The organism is Streptomyces sp. NPDC014734 (assembly GCF_043083325.1).
Taxonomy (GTDB): Bacteria; Actinomycetota; Actinomycetes; order Streptomycetales; family Streptomycetaceae; genus Streptomyces.
On record NZ_JBIBYN010000003.1, the window covers coordinates 220732 to 237441 of the forward strand.

Consider the following 16710-nt stretch of genomic DNA (forward strand, 5'->3'; position numbering starts at 1 on the left):
TCCTAGTAGCTCAGCGAGGGGAACGGGGCGCCGGCGGCCCGGGTGGGCGTCCAGACGGCCTTGGTCTGCGTGTACTCGTCCAGCACTCCGGGTCCGGAGGAGCGGCCGTGTCCGGAGTCCCCGAAGCCGCCGAAGGGCACGGCGACGTGGATGGTCTTGTAGGCGTTGATCCAGAAGGTGCCGGATCTCACGGCGCGCGCCACATGGTGGGCGCGGGCGACGTCCTGGGTCCAGACCGCCCCGGCCAGGCCGAAGTTCGTGGCGTTGGCGCGGGCGATGGCCTCCGCCTCGGTGTCGAAGGCGTCGGCGCCGACCACCGGTCCGAAGACCTCGGTGGTCTCCAGCGGGTTGGCGGGTGTGACCCCGTCCAGCAGGGTGGGCGGCACCCAGTGTCCGCCTGCCAGCGCCGATTCGGTGAGCCGGTCGGGCAGCCGGGTGCCGGTCACCCGGCGGGCGCCGCCCGCGAGTCCGGCGTCGATCAGCGAGGTGACCGTGCCGAACTGGGGCCGAGTGATGATGGGGCCGACCTCGGTGGTGGGGTCGAGTGGGTCGCCCAGCCGCAGCCGGGACGCCCGCTCGGCCACGCGTGCGATGAACTCCGCGTGCACGGAGCGCTCCACGAGCAGCCTGGAGCCGGCCACGCAGGACTGGCCCGCTCCGGAGAAGACTGCCGACACGGCGCCGTCGGCCGCGCGGTCCAGGTCGGCGTCGGCGAAGACGATGTTGGCGCTCTTGCCGCCGAGTTCGAGGACGGTCGGGATGCCCGCGCCCGCCGCGGCGACCGCCACCCGGCGGCCGGTGGCGACCGAGCCGATGAAGGACACCTTGCCGACCCGGGGGTCGGAGGTGAGGGCGGCGCCGACGGTGGTTCCGAGTCCGGTGGCGACGTTGAAGACGCCGTCCGGCAGCCCTGCCCGGTGGGCGAGTTGGGCCAGCCGCAGTGTGGAGGCCGGGGTGAACTCGCTGGGCTTGACGACGACGGCGTTGCCCGCCGCGAGCGGTGCGGCCGAGTTCCAGCCGCCCGTGAACAGGGGCGCGTTCCACGGGGTGACGGCCACCACGACGCCCCGGGGGACCCGCTCGGTGTAGGTGTGCCAGTTCCCCGGGACGGGGATCGTGTGGCCCAGCAGCTTGTCCGCCCATCCGGCGTAGTAGCCGAACATCTCCGCGACCTTGGCGGCCTCGGCGCGGGTGTCGCGGACGGGCTTGCCGGTGGTTGCGGATTCGAGGAGGGCGAGTTCCTCGGTGTGCTCGCCGATCGTCCGGGAGACTTCGCGCAGGATCGCGGCCCGTTCGAACGGATCGGTCGCGGCCCAGACCTCGGCCCCGCGGACGGCGGAGGCCAGCACGGAGCCGGCCCCTTCGGCCCCGGCGTCGGCGTAGTCGGCGAAGCCCTCTCCGGTCGCGGCGGCGGTGAGGCGCACGGTCTCGCCGCGGCCGGTGACGACCCGGCCGTCGACGAACGAGCCCAGGCCCTGCGGGAATGCGGCGTCGAGAGCGGCGCGGGCGGTGACGGCCCCGGACGTGCTCAGGTCCGTCGGGAAGGTGGTGGTGCTCATGCTGCGGTGGCTCCTTCGGAGGTGAGGGAGGGGGCTACGGTGCGGGCGATCTCGGTGAAGTCGGCGCGAGGGCCGAGCGCGGCCAGGGCCTCCTGCCAGACGTGGCTGGCGGCGGCCAGCAGCCGCGGGCTCTCACCGCGCTGCCCGGCGGTCTCCACGGCGAGGGCGGCGTCCCGGGCCATGAGCCCCAGGGCGAACCCGGAGTCGTAGGCGCCGGTGAGCACCCAGTCCGGGTACATGGCCGCGGATGCCTTGCTGGCGCCGGACGCGCCGCTGATGCCCGCGGCGGCGGCGGCGGGATCGACGCCGTACGCCTTCGCCACGGCGAGTGCCTCGCCGACCGCGACCAGGTTGACGGCCGCGAGGGCGTTGTTGAGGAGCTTGACCACGTTTCCGGAGCCGGGGGCGCCGAGGTGGCGGTACCGGCCGCCGGTGAGTGCGTCCAGTACGGGCCGGGCCGCTTCGAGCGCGTCGGGGTCGGCGCCGACGAACGCGGCGAGCCGGCCATCGGCCGCACCGTCACGGCCGCCCGAGACGGGTGCGTCCACGAAGGCCGCGCCCTTGTCCGCCGCGAGGGCCGCGCACTCGGCGGACGTGCCCGGCTCCGACGTCGTGGTGTCGACGATGGCGACCGTGCCCGGCCGCGCCAGCAGGGCGGGCACGGTCGCCCCGACCACGCGGGCCGAGGGCAGCGAGAGCACCGCATAGGGCGTGCCGGCCAGCTGGTCGAGGTCCTCGACGACCTCCACACCCGTCTTCGCGGCTGCGGACCGGGCGGCGGGCGCCGGATCGAAGCCGCGCACCCGCCACCCCGCCCGCAGCAGGGTGGAAGCCATGGCACCGCCCATCGAGCCGAGGCCGACGACGGCGATGTGCTTGCTCATCAGTGCTCCTGTCATGAGGGAACGTGCGTACGGACGCGAGCGAGGTCGGGGAGACGGGCCTCGCAGGACCGGGGAGGGAGAAGGTGTTCAGGTGGGCCCGGCGTGCCTGGGGAGGGATGGCCGGGGCAGGCCCGTCGGCGCGGTCGGCGCGGGCTGCGCTCGCACCCGGGCGGCGCGGTCGGCGCTCGCACGCGGGCGGTGGGAGAGGTGTGTCGGGAGACCCGTGGGCCACGGCGCTCCGGAGGCGGCGCCGGTCGGGCGGCGGGAAACGTGTGCGGTACGGCGGCGGCAGCCGGTGGGCGCGCCGTCCGGGAGGGGTTCTGTTGCGGGGCGTCGCCGACCGCGCGGTCCGGATCGGACGTCCGCGCGGCGCGACGGGGGCGGAGCGGTTCAGTCCAGGTAGACGTCCAGGTCCTTCCAGAGTTGCTGGGTGCGGCGGATGGCGGCGCGGCTGCGCTCGGGCCGGGCCGTCTGCATGCCGGCGAGCAGCCCGTAGACCACCGAGGTGGCGGCCGTGACGGACTGGAAGAAGGAGATGCCCTCCGACGGCACGATCAGCAGATGGTGGGCGATCGAGGTGGCGAGCCGGCCGCGCCGCATGTCGGTGATCGCCACCACCGTGGCGCCCGCGGCGCGGGCCGCGTCGGCTGCGACGATGATCTGTTTCGTGGACCGCCACATGTTGACGACCACGAGCACGTCGCCCGGACCGAGGCAGTTGACGGCGGTCGCCAGGTGGACGCCGGCCCGGTGCTCCAACGTGATGGGGTAGCCCATAGTGGCACCGAGGTGCGCCATGACACCGGCCGGACCGGCGAAGGAGCCGACCCCGACCACCAGGATCGACCGGGCCGAGGCCAGCGTGGCGATGGCCGCCTCCGCGTCGGCGGCGGAGTTGCTCTCCAGGGTCTGGCGCAGATTCTCGATGTCGTGCGTGAGCGCGTCGTGCAGCGGGCTGCGGTGCTCGCCGTGTTCGGTCAGGGTCTCCTCGGTGGAGATGTGCACCAGGTAGCGGGCCCGCAACTCGCGTTGCAGATCCGGCCAGCCCCGGTAGCCCAGCGTCTGGGCTGCCCGTACCACCGTCGAACTGTTCACGTCCGCCCGCTCGGCGATCTCCGCGATCTCCGCGTACGAGGCGAGTTGCGGATTGCGGACGATGACGTCGACGACCCGGGCCTGAGCCTTGGACAGCGGCAGATCGGGCAGGGCGTCGCCCAGCCACTGGCTGTCACCCGCGGAGGGGTGGTGGTTCTGCAATGCGGACACGGGTCCTGCTCCCTGGTACGAAACACGGCGTGCTGCAATCCTGGTTGCAGCACCGTACATCGCAATTTCATTTGCAGGAACCCCCTCCGTGTTCCGGCGAAGGCGGCCGGAGCGACGGCCGCCCCTGAACCCCGTGGAGCGGCGTTGTGCAGACGCCCAGGGATCCCGCGTGACGACTGGGCACCTGTGGACAGACAGGAGCGACGCGGGATACCCATCATGGCTCTGGTCACGATGCGAGGACGCGCAACGTGCCGTATCCGTGGAGGAGTTGCCATGTCGGGCACAAGAAGGTGGCGTACGTTCGGCGGGCTTCTGGCCGCCGCCGTGTTGATGGTGGGTGCGGCGCCCGGTGCGTCCGCGGGCGCCGTCGGGGCGGGGGGCGCGGCCCGGTCACCGTCCGCGGTTTCGGCGGCCGCGGGAGGCATCCCGTCCGTCGGCACCGACTGGGGTGCGCCGGGACCGTATGCCGTGAGTGTGGAAGTCGGGATCGTGCACACCTTCTACCGGCCGCGGGACCTGGGGCAGTCGGGCGAGTCCCACCCGGTGATCATCTGGGGGAACGGCACCGGCGCGGTGCCCGGGGTGTACGGCTCGCTGCTGCGGCACTGGGCGAGCCACGGCTTCATCGTGGCCGCCGCCAATACGCCGGTCTCCAACTACGCGATCAGTATGCGGCTGGGCATCGATGTGCTGGAGCAGCGGAACGCGGACAGTTCAAGTCCCTACTACCACAAGGTGGATCTGGCGCACATCGGCTCCGCCGGTCACTCGCAGGGGGGCGCGGCCGCCATCAATGCGGCGATCGATCCACGGGTGATCACCGCTGTGCCCATCCAGCCGGGTCCCCTGACCGATCCGGATCTGATGGACGAACCCGTCTTCTATCTGGCCGGACAGCAGGACCACATCGTGTGGCCGGCGCTGGTGAGGGCGATGTACCGGGACTCCGACCACGTCCCCGCCGTCTACGGTGAGGTCCGGGGCGCCGGACACCTCGACTCGATCGGCGACGGCGGGAACTTCCGTGCCCCGGCCACCGCCTGGTTCCGCTATTGGCTGATGGGCGACGGAGCGGCTCGCCGGATGTTCTTCGGCCCGGACTGCGGCTACTGCGCGGATTCGGCCCTGTGGTCCGGCTGGGAACGGAACGCCGCCGCACTGCGGCTTTCCGGCCCGACGGCCTGACGGACAGGCCCTGGCCGGAGCTGTCGGGCCGGATCCGTGACGCCCCGGCACCGGCCCTGCATGACCCACCGGGGCGCGAGGAACACCGGGCGGGCGCGGGCGTGGCCTCCGTTCCCCCGGCGGCGCGGGGCCACTCCCGCAGATCGCCGATTCGCCGCGAGCACGGCAGAGCCGGCCCGAGTCACGGGCCGGCTCGTCTCTCACTTCGTACGGCTGCCGGTGTTCGCCGTCACCGGTCGGACCACTGGGGCGTGTTCCGAAAGTGGCGTCGTCCGCCCGAAGGACGGACGGGACCCTCGCAACACGTCCTAGTCGATGCGGTCGACCCAGACGTTCACGACGTACCCCGCGCCCCACGGGTTGGAGGCGACCGAAGTCTGACCGACCGGGGCCCAGTCACCGAGGATGATGCGCTGCGGCAGTCTGGGGTCGAGCGGGTTGAGCACCGCGTGAATCCGGTGCTGACCGGTACCGCTGGTGCAGAGGCTGGAGAGGCTGCTCCCGGACGAGATGGTGCAGTCGCCGGGCGCTGCCTGGGCGGCGGGCGCCATGGCCAGCGTCATGCCCGCCGCGGCCGCCGCGACGGCCACGGCACCGGCGACACCGCGCTTCTTGGACAGGGACTTCGTGAACATGGGGGCTCCTTCGTCCGATGACGATGCGTGATGGGAAGAGGTGCATGTGCGGATGGAGCGTGGAGCGGAACGATCCGGCTTCGACGGGCGGATCCCATGGGGTGCCACGGACACCGCGAACGCCAAAGCACGACAATGCGTGAGAAAGCGAGTGATTACCTGCTTGATCGCGAGCCAAATCCTGCCCAGGTACGCAGTTTCTGGCAAGAGGTTGGCCAGATTTGGTACAGACCAATCGTCGGCCCGTCGGGGGCGTGGAACGTAAGCGGAGTCTCCGGCCGGCGGGCCGACGGCCGCACCGCCGGGCGCGCTGGCCGCTGGACGCGTGGGGTCAGGAGGTGCCGGCGGGCGCCAAGGGCCGTTCAGGTCCTCCGAGCCGTCGATGACCGCATCGAACCGGTCGAGGCTTCGCGGACGCTGGACCGACGCGCCGCTGCCCACGCTCTTCGACACAGCGGCAGACGTCGACGGCGACGCGGACCGACTACGCTCCGCCCGCGATCCGCCGGACCGGATCTACGCGGACTCCCTCGGCTCCCGGAGCCGGTTCAGCCACCATGGCTCTTCCCATGGGGGAGGATTACGCGGCCCATTGGCCATCGATCTTCTTGATGGAACCCCCCAGACCACGAGCCCACGCGGGCAAGTTCACCGGGTCCGACGCATAAGGGCTGTCCCGTAGTCCGCGGTGGAACGGTGCGCGGCGTCGGATGCGGTGCATCGCAAGGCGGAGGGACATGCGCATACGGGATGTATGCGGATGTCCCGGCAACGCCGCGAGGTGCCGTAGCCGTCGTCGCGCGCCCGCCAGGGATTGCGGGACAGCCCTTGGGCGTAGACGTCATCGGCCGAGCGGTCGGCATGGACGCCGAATGGGCGTGATTCCTCGCCTGCGCTCTTCATGGCGGTGACGGTAGCGGTCCACCCTTGTTGCGCTGTTGAACGGAACGGACATGTCCGATCCGCCGGACAGGCCCTGTGGCCGGAGGCGGGGCCGGGCCGGGCCGATCACGCGATGTCGCCCGGGGCGAGGGCGGGGGCGTTGTCACACGGGGGCGCAGTCACCGGGCATCTGCGTGGCGTGGCTTCCTGAAGGCCCTGAAGGTCCTGAAGGTCGGGTGTGTGAACGGTGAACGCCACGCCGCCCGAAGCCCGGCCATCAGCGGTGGATCCGCCACGCCCCGCGGCACGGCTGCTTACCACGCATACCAATTGCCGTTGTACCACTGCTCGTTCGCGCTGTCGTTGTGGTGATCCATGTTGAAGTCCTCGGGATAGTTGTTGACGTGATTGGCCGGATACGTCCAAATCCCGGCGGACTCGTCGCAGACGTAGTCCCAGTGGCAGATCGTCTTGACCGGTACGTTGCCGAAGAATGTGTCGGCGCCTGCGAGCGGAGCACCGACGATGCCGCCGAACGGCACCGCTCCGCCGTTGGCACCGGGAGGGCCCTGGCGCTTGGGGTCCGCGATGAGAACGGCGTTGACGTTGTCGAACGTCTGCCAGTTCTCGGTGACCCAGATGTGCACCACTGCGGCGCCCAGGGAGTAGCCGCCCATCTTGACGTGCTGGCCCGGACACGCGGCGCGCTGGTCGCGCACCAGCCGGTTCAACTCGTTGACACCCGCGCGGGCACTCGCACCGTTGGGGATCTGCGTGGGATACCCGACGTGCTGCTGGATGTTGCCGTAGAAGCCGTCGTTGTTCCACGAGCTGCCCGTACCACCGACAACGATCGTGTAGGTGCCCCCGCATGCGGCTGCCGCCTGTGCCGAGGGATTCTGTGCCACCGAGAACCCCGCCGTCATCAGAAGTCCGGCTAAGGCGGCCGCGGTCTTCCTTGCTCGCATTCGATCCTCCTGTGTGTTTCGACCGCACGTCAGCATTCCCTTCACGGAACGCGGTCAACCTCCCGAGGGCCGTGGCAGCGGCCCGTAGCACCCGGGTGCCCGGGGCCGGGTGCGACGGGGTGCGCCGTTGCGTCCCGCCCGGGTCCGGGCGAGGTGGTCACACGTGTGGTGACGAGTCGGCGTCCGCGGGTGGGGTGTCGAGGGCCGCCGGGGCGAGGCCGGCATCGGTGAGGGCGGTGGCGCCGTCCGGCCGCCCCGCTGTCCGCCACGAGCGGGCCTTGAACGAGTGCAGGTCCGCCACGGCGAGGATCTGCTCCGCCTCATGTTCCTCGAAGGTGCCCAGGCGCCGGAAGCCGAGACGGGCGGCGAGCCCGAGGGAACGCTCGTTGGCCGTCCGGGTCACCACCAGGACCGGCTGGTCGGGCAGCTCGTCGGCGGCGGTGCGCAACACGGCCGCAGCGGCCTCGAACGCCAGTCCCGCTCCCCAGCTCCCGCGCCGGAGAAGGTAGCTCAGCTCCAGCTCGCCGCCTTCCTCGCTGACGTGCCCGGGAACGTCGGCGGAGCGGCGGCCGAGTACGAGTGTCCCGATGAACCTGTCGGTCTCCTTGTCGGCGATGACGTACGTACCCGGCGCGTCGGCGACGGCACTGACGCCGTTCACGCCGAAGTAGTGCTCGACGGCTCCACGCGGTCGCGGGCCGCCGAGGTGTGCACGGACCTGTGGATCCGTCTGAAGCTCGATGAGCCCGTCGATGTCGGCGTCGTGTGCTCTCCTCAACCTGAGACGATCCGTGGTGATCTCGGTGGCGGACAACGTGGTCGGTGCGTTCATGGGAACCATTGTCCCGGCTCGTCCGGATCGAGCCACCGGTCCCGGGGCCGCGCACCGACCGTCCGGGCGCGGCGTCGTCATCGGCACGGCGTCGGGCCGCGTTCGACGGCCGGACCGGCAGGCGGCGTCAGTGGACGGGACCATGTACTCCCACAGGGCGCACAGGTCGTGTGCGGCGACCCGGGCCGTTCGAAGACCAGTTCAAGAGCGCGTCCAGGCGCGGACGGCGAGCTTGCCGGTGGTACCGAGATCGAGGTGGGGTGTCACCATCACGGGATCGGCGCCCTGCTCGGCCCGCACTCTGACGTACGGAACGTCGACAGCGGTGCCGGACTCGGTGGTGTTGCGCCACATGAGGCCCGAACGGGCGCTCTCGCCCGGCTTCAGGACCAGCGGGCCGGGCGGCTCGTCGAATCCGGTACCGGTGCTGATGCCGCCGCTTCCATGCACGATCCGGACCCCCTGGACGGGTGACAGGTCCTTGTCCAGCAGTTCCAGGAGCGGGTAGCCGTCGAGCGAGTAGTCGCGCTTCCCGCAGTTCTCCAGGTGCAGGCCCACCACGCGCAGCCCCATCGCGGCGTCGCCGTCATCACTGGTGAGGCGGATGCCGGAGGGTGGGCACTCGCCGGACGCGGACGGCGCCTCGGCGGCGGGCACCTTGGTGACCCGGGCGACCTTGACCCGGGTCACCGGGGACGCTCCGGGGGCCAGCGTCCCCAGCCGGACGGTGCGGCGCACGGTCGCGCCGGGTCCGACCGAGCGCACGGTCTCGTGGCTGTTGCCCATGACCTCACCGGCGTCCGTGGTGAAGTCGAACAGGATCGTGTACGTCAGTGCCTCGGTGCCGCTGTTGGTCACTTCGTAAGCGGCCGAGATCCCGGAGCCACCGGTGGGGAGGGGGTCCGCGTGGACGATGAACCCGTCGGAGCCGCGGGTGGGCGTGGGCGTGGGCGTGCTTGAGGGGATGGTCACCGAAGTGATCCGGACGCCGTCCACGGGCGGGGCGGTATCGGCGGTCCCGGACGCGGGGGCGGCTGCGCCGGGGGTGCCCGCCTGTTCGGACCCGCACGCCGTGAGCAGCAGAAGTGCCGCGAGGGCAGGGAGAAGAGGGATGGCTCTACGCATCAGGTCACCCCATCAGGAGCGCGAGTGCCGAGCCGTGGCGGAGGTCACAGTTCCGGTCACAGACGTGTCACGGAGCCTGTCGGGCGGGCTCCCGACGCCGACGAGCGCTCCGGGAGCCGTGCGTGCCGACGTTGTCCGTCGTCACGCCCGGGCGTCGCTGCCCCGGGCGTTCCGGACGGTGGCTTTGTCCTCTCCCTCACCTCGTAGTGGTGGGGTCAGCTGTTGTGCAGGATCTCCAGACGCTGCCGGGCCGTGGACAGGTGTCGGTGGTCGAGCGTCGGCAGGGTGCGCAGCAGGCTGATCAGCTCGGGGCTGCACTCGCGGGCCTGCCGCGGGTCGTCGATCCGTGTCCAGCAGTAGTGGGCGCTCTTCGCCGCGGCGACGACCTGCGGGGCCTCGGGCGGCTGGTGGACGAGGCGGGACCGGCAGGCAGCGATCCACAGGTGGGTGGCCAGTACCCAATTGCCCTGCATCTTCGCGAGATCCGCGCGGATCTCGGTCCACTCGGTGGCCTGCACAGAGGTGACCCCGTAGGTGCTCAGGGCATCCTGCTCCCACAGCTGGGCCAGTTGCGTCGCCTCGGGATACCGGTGCTGCTCGGCCAGCGCGTGGATGTACGGGCGCGGGTCGGTCCGGGGCGGCACGATCGGCTGCGGAACCACCGGAACGTGCTGCGCGGCGGGGGCCGGGGCCACCACGGGGACCGGGTACGGAGCCGGTACCGCGGCGGTGGGTTCGGCACGCTGCCCGGGTTGGCCGACGCCGTCGTAGGAATGCCGACTGTCCACGAGTATCGGCGGGTTCGCCCCTGGATACCGGGGATCGGTCCGCGGGGCGCTGATCTCGGGTATGTGCGGGAGAACCAGTGCACCGGGCGGTAGCGCCACGGAGCCGACGGTCTGCGCGTGCACCCGGGCGTTCGTGGGCCGGTCGGGGCTGAGGCGCAACTGCTCGACGAACCCACGTGTGTAGGTGCTCACGCCGTTGCTGCCGGTGTAGCCGGGAGGAGCGATCACTCCGTAGACCTCGGCGGCCGGGGTGGTGGCGATCGCGCCGGGCTCCTGCAGCTGGGGCCATGCGTACTTGTCCGCGGCGAGGTCGACCAGCACGGTCGTCAGCCCCGCGGGGCGGTGACGCAGCTCGGTTCCCAGCCATTCCCAGGGCAGTGCGGTGTAGCGGATGGTGGATGTCGTGGTGTGCGTCAGCGCGAGGTAGAACCGGCGGTCGCGGCGGGCGAGGGTGAGGCGGCCGGAGAGGTAGACGAGCAGCGGGCCCGGTGTGGCGGCGGCGGTGCGCAGTTTCATCAGCAGGGCCTGCTGGTCCTTGACGCCGTCGAGGTACGTGGTGTCGGCGGGCACGTTGCCGGCGAGGAGCACGGGCACGGGCACCATCGACAGGGCTGCGAGGTTGGCGCTGGGCTCGACCTGCACGGTGCGCCGTCGTACGGCGGTGTCGCCGGCGATGAGGAGGACGTGGCCTCGCTGTTCCTGTCCCGCCCCGTTGGTGGTTTGCATGTACTGCACCGTACTCATCCCGGCACACGCGACGGGCCGTCAGGCGCCCTCGTGCTCCGAGCGACCCGGCGGACGTCGACGGGCCCCGTGGGCACCCGCCGCGGATGGTCGTGCGGGCATTCGGCTCCGGCCCCGCGGCCGCGGTCGCGGCATACCGGGACGAGGAGTCCGGTGCGCCCGCTCGCCCTCGGCCGGCCCTCTGCACGGTCGGCGGCGATACGGCGCCTGCGGCGCAGGTGGCCGGGTCCGGGGCGCATCCCCGTAGCGGGAAGGCCCTTCACCGTTCGTAGGATGAGACGTTCTGACACAGGCACGGGTAGGGGGGAGGCTGCCGATGCTGGCTGCCGTTGCCGACGCTCCCGGCAGGATCGCCGACGTCCTGACGGTCCGCGACGTGGGCGACCCCACCGCTCCCGGCGCGGGGGAGGTCGTGGTGCGCATGCTCGCTTCGACGGTCAATCCCTCCGACGTCATCACCGTCTCGGGCGCGTATGGATCACGGATCTCGTTTCCCATGGTTCCCGGGTTCGAGGGCGTCGGTGTGATCTCATCCGCCGGACCGGGAGTGCCGGCCGGAGCGATCGGCCGACGGGTGCTTCCGCTCGGGACGGCGGGCAACTGGCAGCAGTACAAGCGGCTCGGCTACTCCTGGTGCGTTCCGGTACCGGACGACCTGCCCGACGAGATCGCCTGCTTCGCCTACATCAACCCGCTGACGGCCTCGCTGATGGTCGAACGGTTCTGCCGACCCGGGGTGCGGAACGCCGTGGTCACGGCGGCCACATCGGCCATCGGCCGGCACCTTGCGGAGCTCCTTGCCCGCCGCGGCATCACACCCGTGGGGGTCGTCCGGGGAACACCGGGACGGACAGTCGCCGATCCGGCCGACTGGCGGGCGGTCGTCCGGACCGACGAGCCCGGCTGGCGCGAGCGGCTGCGAGCGGCGGTCGGACCGCGGGGCATCGATGTGGCCTTCGACTGCGTGGGCGGCGAGGTGGGCGGCGACGTGTTCGCGTTGACGGCAGGCAGCGGCGTGTTCGTCCACTACGGCCTGCTGTCGGGAAAGCCGCTCCCGGCGGAGTGCTTCACGCGTCCGGGTGGCGCCCGCGTCGAGTTGTTCCGCCTGCGCGACACCGTCCAGACGGACAACGGGCAGCACCTGTCCGAGCTGTTCGCACCCGTCTTCGAGAACCTGCGCCGCGGGTGCCTGCGCACCGCCGTGGGGACGCGCGTGGGCCTCAGTGCGCTCGCCCGTCACCTCAGGGCCCCGGAGACCGGGCGCGCGGGGAAGATCCTCATCGAGTTGCAGAGGTGACGGGCGAGCCCCCATGAGCCCCGCGCCCCTCAAGGGCATCGGCAAACCCGGAAGATCCTTGTGGCCGGAGAACGAGCTACTTGTGGCCGGAGAACGAGCTAACGGAGGATCCCCACGAAGCCGTCTCCTCCCTCGCCGCACGCAAACGTGCCCGCACAGCACTGTTCCCATCCGGTAGGCGTGCTGAGCAGGTCCAGATGTGACCACTGGTTCTCGGCCGGCAGCCGGTCGCGCAGCCACAGCCCCAGCGGCTCCACCGTCACGTCGGCAGCCGTCGGAGAAGACGGACGAGTGGGTTGTGGCAGCACGGACACGACGTCCGGGGCCGGATGTCCGAACAAGTCGACGCCGTCCCACACCACGGGAGTCGATGCCGACGAACGCACGGCCCCGGTGGTATCGATCTTGATACTGGTGAGACGGTCCGTACGGCCGGGTCCGCCCCCGGCGACCTGCAGCATCACGTCGTCGAGGACGATCATGGTGTTCCACGCCAAGTCGAAGAGCACTCCGGAGAGCCATGCGTCGTGGGCGTGCCGCAGCTCCTTGTAGTCGGCGCGCGTCAACGCCATGCACTGCCTTCGGCCGCTGCTCCCGGGCAGCGCTGCCAACATCGCACCGGCCTCGCCGGGGGACATCCCGAACCTGAGTGTGCCGGCCCCGTCCGGCAGAGCCACACCGACCCCTGGCAGCAGTTCCCACATCGTTCCATTGTGCCCCTCCCCCTTCCTGGCCCGAGCCGGGTACGCCGACAAGGGCGCGGGGCCTCCGGCCTCGACCGGGTCAGCTCTGCGTCCGGTCGGCGACCGCGCACGGGGGCGCATGCTTCCATCCGTGCTTCCGTCGCCCCCGGAAAACGTCGCCCCCGGAAAACCGTGCGCACCTGCAATCCGGGATACCCAGGGGGGTATTTGACTTCGCACGGGACCTCGCCTTACGGTCGAGTACATAAATACCCCGGGGGGTACCTGAGTGCGAGGGAGGTCTCGATGCGTGAAGCAAACCCACAGGTCTTCGCCGCAGCACCGGCCGCCGAGCTGCTCGCGGCCCCCGCAGCGGATGCGTTCCGTGTCGCGGGCGGCACCGCGGGACGGCCCGGTACCGGCCGGCCGCCGATCAGTGGCGCTGCCGCCTGACCGCCGGACCCGGCCCACCGGGCGCACCACCGCCCCGTCATCAGCGTTTCTCACCCGCTACGGGCGAGCCGTTCCTCAGGAGGGAATTCGCAGTGTTCCTCACCCAGTACTACCTCGACTGCCTCTCCCAGGCGTCGTACATGATCGCCGACGAGAAGACCGGGCAGGCGGTGGTCGTCGACCCGCGCCGGGACGTCTCCGAGTACCTGGCCGACGCCCGCGCGCGCGGCTTCACCGTGGTCGGCGTCATCAACACCCACTTCCACGCGGACTTCGTCGCCGGGCACCTGGAGATGGCGGACGCGACGGGTGCCTGGATCGGCTACGGCCGGCGCGCCGAGACCGAGTACCGGATTCGCAAGCTCGCCGAGGGCGAGCGGATCTCCCTCGGCGATGTCGTCCTGGAGATCATGGAGACCCCGGGGCACACCCCGGAGTCGATCAGTGTTCTCGTGTACGAGCGGGCCGATGACACCGCCCCGTACGGCGTCCTGACCGGTGACGCGCTCTTCATCGGCGACGTCGGCCGCCCCGACCTGCTCGCCTCCGTGGGCGTGACCGCCGAGGAACTGGGCGGAATGCTCCACGACAGTGTGCAGAACAAACTGATGGCCCTGCCCGACGAGGTACGCGTCTTCCCCGCGCACGGCGCGGGCTCCGCCTGCGGCAAGAACCTCTCGACGGAGAAGCAGTCGACCATCGGCGAGCAGCGCGCCACCAACTACGCCTGCGCCCCGATGAGCCGCGATGAGTTCGTCGCGCTCGTCACCGCCGGCCAGTCCGCCGCGCCCGGCTACTTCGCCTACGACGCGGAGCTCAACCGCAAGGACCGCGTCCGCTACGACGCGACGACGGCGGCCCGGCCTCTGACCCTCGCCGAGTTCACCGAGCTGCGGCGGCAGGACGGCACGGTCGTCGACGCCCGCGACCCGCAGGAGTTCGCCGCCGGACACCTGCGTGGCGCGGTCAACGTGCCCGCCGACGGACGGTTCGCCGAACAGGCCGGCACCGTCCTCGACCCGGCCGACGAGCTGGTCGTCATGGCCCCGCAGAACCGTGAGGAGGAGGTCGTCACCCGCCTGGCCCGCATCGGCTTCGACCGAGTGGTGGGCTACCTGCGAAACCCGGAGGACGCCCTCCGGAAGCTGGAGGACGAGGTCGCCCCCGCCAGCCGCCTCACCGCCGCGCAGCTGAGGGACGCTCTCGCCGGCGACCTCCCGCCCGTCGTCGTGGACGTCCGCACCTGTGGTGAGCGCCAGGCCAACGGCTTCATCCCCGAGGCCCTGCACATCCCGCTGAGCGAACTGCCCGCGCGCACGGACGAACTCCCCGCCGACCGGCCGCTCGTCCTGCACTGTGCCGGTGGCCACCGCTCCTCCATCGCGGCCAGCCTCCTGCGCCATCGCGGCTTCGAGGACGTCTCCGACATACTCGGCGGCTACGCCGCCTGGGCCCTCGCCGCGGAATCCACCGGCGCCTGACCGTCCACGAACCGCCGGCCGGCCAACGGCCAGGTGCCGTCCCGCCGTACAGCGACGGCCCACGGGCCGGGGCCGCCCCGCCCACGACGGCCCCGAGCCCCCACCGGGCAGAACCCTTCCGGGCCCACCGTCCCGGTCCCCTCACCCACCGTCCACATACCCCCCTGGGTATTTTTCCCGGAGTCACGCATGAGCGCCGAGCGCACCGTCCAGTCCATCTCCCCCGCCGTCCTGCGCAAGCTCGCCGAGGAAGGCAACGCGCCACGCCTGCTCGATGTGCGCACCCCCGCCGAGTTCCGTACCGCCCACATCCCCGGCGCGTTCAACGTTCCGCTCCACGCCCTGCGCGAGCACCGCGCGGAGCTGCGCCCCCATCTCGACGAGGACGTCGTGCTCGTCTGCCGCTCCGGGGCCCGCGCCTCCCAGGCAGAGCGGGCACTCGCCGAGGCCGGCCTGCCGAACCTGCGCGTCCTGGACGGCGGCATGAACGCCTGGGAGGCGGCGAGCGCGCCGGTGACGCGGGGCCCCGAACGCTGGGACATGGAACGCCAGGTCCGTCTCGTCGCCGGCTCGATCGTGCTCGCCACCGGCCTCGTCGGCATACTCGTGCCCGGTGCCCACCTCGTCGGAACGGCGGTCGGTGCGGGTCTGACCTACGCGGCGATCAGCAACTCCTGCGCCATGGGCGTCCTGCTGTCCAGGCTCCCCTACAACCGCGGCCCCCGTACGGACATCGGGGCAGTGATCACGAAGCTGCGGAACGCGTCGTAGTCGGCGCCGTGACCGCCCCGGCCGCATCCGGCGGGTCGTCGATGCCCCGTCGGACCCGCGGCATGCAGCACGGCTCGCCACGTACGGGAGGCTCCGGCTTCGGACTGTCGGCGGGTGGTCCCTGCTCCACGTGCGGTTCGCACCCGACGGGACCGACCGCCGGACGAGGACGGGTCGCGCGGAAACGGCAGCCGGTGCGGAACCGGGTCAGCCCCAGAACTCCCGCAGGGCGGCGTTGACGGCGGCGGGCTCCTGGACGTGCGGGTAGTACCCGGGCACCTGCAGGAGGCGGCCCCCGAGGGAGTCCGTGAGGGAGTCGGCCACGGCCATGAGGGGAAGCCCCACGTGCTCGCGGTACATGGCCGGCGCGTACTCCCACGTTCCGCAGACCACCAGAACCGGCAGGGCGGCGTCCCTGATCGCCTCCAGCGGGATCTCCGCCTCCCAGATGGGCCGTTCCCCCATGGATGTGGCGACGGCACGGAGCCGGCGCGACGTGGGCTCGGGCATGACCATCCCCAACCCCTCGGTGGACGCCCGTAGATACTGCTCCGGCGTGACGCCGTCCGGGATGCCCGGGGCACCGTCGCGCACCCGGCCGAGGAGGTCGGCGACGACTGGATGGTCCGCGGCGGCGGTGAAGGCGGAGGGCTGGATGAGGGCGAGGGAACGGACGAGGTCGGGACGGCGCGCGGCAGCGATGAGCGCGGCGACGGCGCCGTTCCCGTGCCCCACGAGGTGGGCGCCGCCGAGCCCCACGGCGGAGGCCCCGTCGCCGAGGATCTCCACGATGTCCTCGGCGTCGACGTCGAAGTCGCTGCGCGCGGTGTCCGGACTGTCGCCGTAGCCCCGGCGATCCACCACGAGGAGACGCCGCCTGTCCGCGAGGGGCCGCTGCCCGGCAAACCCGTACGCGGAGTCGCTGCCCCAGGTGAAGATGTTGTGGACGAAGAGGGCGGGGGCAGCGGCGGCCGGGGTCACCGGGGCCCCCGAAGCGGTCGGGGCCCGGTCCTCTCCGGTCCGGTCGCGGTCATCCCACACGGTCACGTGCACGACTGCCATAGGTCGTCCTCCCGAAGCCGAGAAACATCAACTCCCTTGAGATTAAGGGCTGTCCCGTCATCCGTGGTGGATCAGCGAGCGGCGTCGGATGC

At 71.6% G+C, this 16710-nt stretch carries 15 protein-coding genes; 5 read left to right on the plus strand and 10 right to left on the minus strand.

Translation table 11 applies throughout. The annotated features are described in order from the left end of the window. Positions 1-2 precede the first annotated feature (2 nt). The 3 genes from ACF1CT_RS07465 to ACF1CT_RS07475 all read right to left on the minus strand — a co-directional run bounded on the left by ACF1CT_RS07465 (position 3) and on the right by ACF1CT_RS07475 (position 3709). Complete coding sequence (locus ACF1CT_RS07465; RefSeq protein WP_391782812.1) at positions 3-1559, minus strand: aldehyde dehydrogenase family protein; 1557 nt, start codon at positions 1557-1559, stop codon at positions 3-5. Further along, positions 1556-2443, minus strand: a complete 888-nt coding sequence (locus ACF1CT_RS07470; RefSeq protein WP_391782813.1) for an NAD(P)-dependent oxidoreductase — start codon at positions 2441-2443, stop codon at positions 1556-1558. The genes ACF1CT_RS07465 and ACF1CT_RS07470 overlap by 4 nt, the downstream gene beginning before the upstream one ends. Before the next feature lie 390 nt (positions 2444-2833). Then, complete coding sequence (locus ACF1CT_RS07475; RefSeq protein WP_391782814.1) at positions 2834-3709, minus strand: MurR/RpiR family transcriptional regulator; 876 nt, start codon at positions 3707-3709, stop codon at positions 2834-2836. A gap of 471 nt (positions 3710-4180) precedes the next feature. Here ACF1CT_RS07475 and ACF1CT_RS07480 point away from each other — a divergent pair, with 471 nt between their 5' ends. Beyond that, on the plus strand, positions 4181-4897 hold the full coding sequence (locus tag ACF1CT_RS07480; protein WP_391782815.1) for an acetylxylan esterase: 717 nt from the start codon (positions 4181-4183) through the stop codon (positions 4895-4897). Between the two features lie 308 nt (positions 4898-5205). Here the strand turns inward: ACF1CT_RS07480 and ACF1CT_RS07485 are convergent, their stop codons facing one another. The 5 genes from ACF1CT_RS07485 to ACF1CT_RS07505 form a co-directional block, all read right to left on the minus strand. After that, the gene (locus tag ACF1CT_RS07485; RefSeq protein ID WP_391782816.1) at positions 5206-5532 is read right to left on the minus strand and encodes a hypothetical protein; all 327 of its coding nucleotides are present in this window, start codon (positions 5530-5532) and stop codon (positions 5206-5208) included. A gap of 1196 nt (positions 5533-6728) precedes the next feature. Then, positions 6729-7382: a cutinase family protein gene (locus ACF1CT_RS07490; protein ID WP_391782817.1), complete on the minus strand. Its 654-nt coding sequence runs from the start codon at positions 7380-7382 to the stop codon at positions 6729-6731. A 157-nt stretch (positions 7383-7539) separates the two neighbouring features. After that, the gene (locus ACF1CT_RS07495) at positions 7540-8214 is read right to left on the minus strand and encodes a GNAT family N-acetyltransferase (RefSeq protein ID WP_391782818.1); all 675 of its coding nucleotides are present in this window, start codon (positions 8212-8214) and stop codon (positions 7540-7542) included. 201 nt (positions 8215-8415) lie between these two features. Continuing rightward, positions 8416-9339 carry a DUF4232 domain-containing protein gene (locus tag ACF1CT_RS07500; protein ID WP_391782819.1) on the minus strand — a complete coding sequence of 308 codons (924 nt, stop codon included), beginning with the start codon at positions 9337-9339 and terminating at the stop codon, positions 8416-8418. Positions 9340-9554: 215 nt separating this feature from the next. After that, the gene (locus tag ACF1CT_RS07505; RefSeq protein WP_391782820.1) at positions 9555-10853 is read right to left on the minus strand and encodes a hypothetical protein; all 1299 of its coding nucleotides are present in this window, start codon (positions 10851-10853) and stop codon (positions 9555-9557) included. Positions 10854-11187: 334 nt separating this feature from the next. Here ACF1CT_RS07505 and ACF1CT_RS07510 point away from each other — a divergent pair, with 334 nt between their 5' ends. Next, positions 11188-12168 (plus strand): zinc-dependent alcohol dehydrogenase family protein, encoded by a 981-nt coding sequence (locus ACF1CT_RS07510; protein ID WP_391782821.1) that lies wholly within the window; start codon positions 11188-11190, stop codon positions 12166-12168. Between the two features lie 98 nt (positions 12169-12266). Here ACF1CT_RS07510 and ACF1CT_RS07515 read toward each other — a convergent pair whose 3' ends face one another. Then, the gene (locus ACF1CT_RS07515; protein ID WP_391782822.1) at positions 12267-12740 is read right to left on the minus strand and encodes a hypothetical protein; all 474 of its coding nucleotides are present in this window, start codon (positions 12738-12740) and stop codon (positions 12267-12269) included. A gap of 417 nt (positions 12741-13157) precedes the next feature. Between ACF1CT_RS07515 and ACF1CT_RS07520 the strand changes: the two genes are divergently transcribed. From ACF1CT_RS07520 to ACF1CT_RS07530, 3 genes are all read left to right on the plus strand, one after another. After that, a complete protein-coding gene (locus ACF1CT_RS07520) occupies positions 13158-13304 on the plus strand; it encodes a hypothetical protein (RefSeq protein WP_391782823.1) in 147 nt (48 codons plus the stop codon). 92 nt (positions 13305-13396) lie between these two features. Beyond that, on the plus strand, positions 13397-14785 hold the full coding sequence (locus tag ACF1CT_RS07525) for a rhodanese-like domain-containing protein (protein WP_391782824.1): 1389 nt from the start codon (positions 13397-13399) through the stop codon (positions 14783-14785). A gap of 189 nt (positions 14786-14974) precedes the next feature. Then, on the plus strand, positions 14975-15556 hold the full coding sequence (locus tag ACF1CT_RS07530; protein WP_391782825.1) for a rhodanese-like domain-containing protein: 582 nt from the start codon (positions 14975-14977) through the stop codon (positions 15554-15556). A 207-nt stretch (positions 15557-15763) separates the two neighbouring features. Here the strand turns inward: ACF1CT_RS07530 and ACF1CT_RS07535 are convergent, their stop codons facing one another. Beyond that, complete coding sequence (locus ACF1CT_RS07535) at positions 15764-16618, minus strand: alpha/beta fold hydrolase (RefSeq protein WP_391782826.1); 855 nt, start codon at positions 16616-16618, stop codon at positions 15764-15766. Between the last annotated feature and the right edge of the window lie 92 nt (positions 16619-16710).

Bases quoted from the DNA above. Each gene is read 5' to 3' on its own strand.
- ACF1CT_RS07535 (WP_391782826.1), bottom strand. From the start codon at position 16,618: ATGGCAGTCGTGCACGTGACCGTGTGGGATGACCGCGACCGGACCGGA.
- ACF1CT_RS07520 (WP_391782823.1), top strand. From the start codon at position 13,158: ATGCGTGAAGCAAACCCACAGGTCTTCGCCGCAGCACCGGCCGCCGAG.
- ACF1CT_RS07515 (WP_391782822.1), bottom strand. From the start codon at position 12,740: ATGGCGTTGACGCGCGCCGACTACAAGGAGCTGCGGCACGCCCACGAC.
- ACF1CT_RS07500 (WP_391782819.1), bottom strand. From the start codon at position 9,339: ATGCGTAGAGCCATCCCTCTTCTCCCTGCCCTCGCGGCACTTCTGCTG.
- ACF1CT_RS07510 (WP_391782821.1), top strand. From the start codon at position 11,188: ATGCTGGCTGCCGTTGCCGACGCTCCCGGCAGGATCGCCGACGTCCTG.
- ACF1CT_RS07490 (WP_391782817.1), bottom strand. From the start codon at position 7,382: ATGCGAGCAAGGAAGACCGCGGCCGCCTTAGCCGGACTTCTGATGACG.
- ACF1CT_RS07495 (WP_391782818.1), bottom strand. From the start codon at position 8,214: ATGAACGCACCGACCACGTTGTCCGCCACCGAGATCACCACGGATCGT.
- ACF1CT_RS07465 (WP_391782812.1), bottom strand. From the start codon at position 1,559: ATGAGCACCACCACCTTCCCGACGGACCTGAGCACGTCCGGGGCCGTC.
- ACF1CT_RS07470 (WP_391782813.1), bottom strand. From the start codon at position 2,443: ATGAGCAAGCACATCGCCGTCGTCGGCCTCGGCTCGATGGGCGGTGCC.
- ACF1CT_RS07505 (WP_391782820.1), bottom strand. From the start codon at position 10,853: ATGCAAACCACCAACGGGGCGGGACAGGAACAGCGAGGCCACGTCCTC.
- ACF1CT_RS07530 (WP_391782825.1), top strand. From the start codon at position 14,975: ATGAGCGCCGAGCGCACCGTCCAGTCCATCTCCCCCGCCGTCCTGCGC.
- ACF1CT_RS07485 (WP_391782816.1), bottom strand. From the start codon at position 5,532: ATGTTCACGAAGTCCCTGTCCAAGAAGCGCGGTGTCGCCGGTGCCGTG.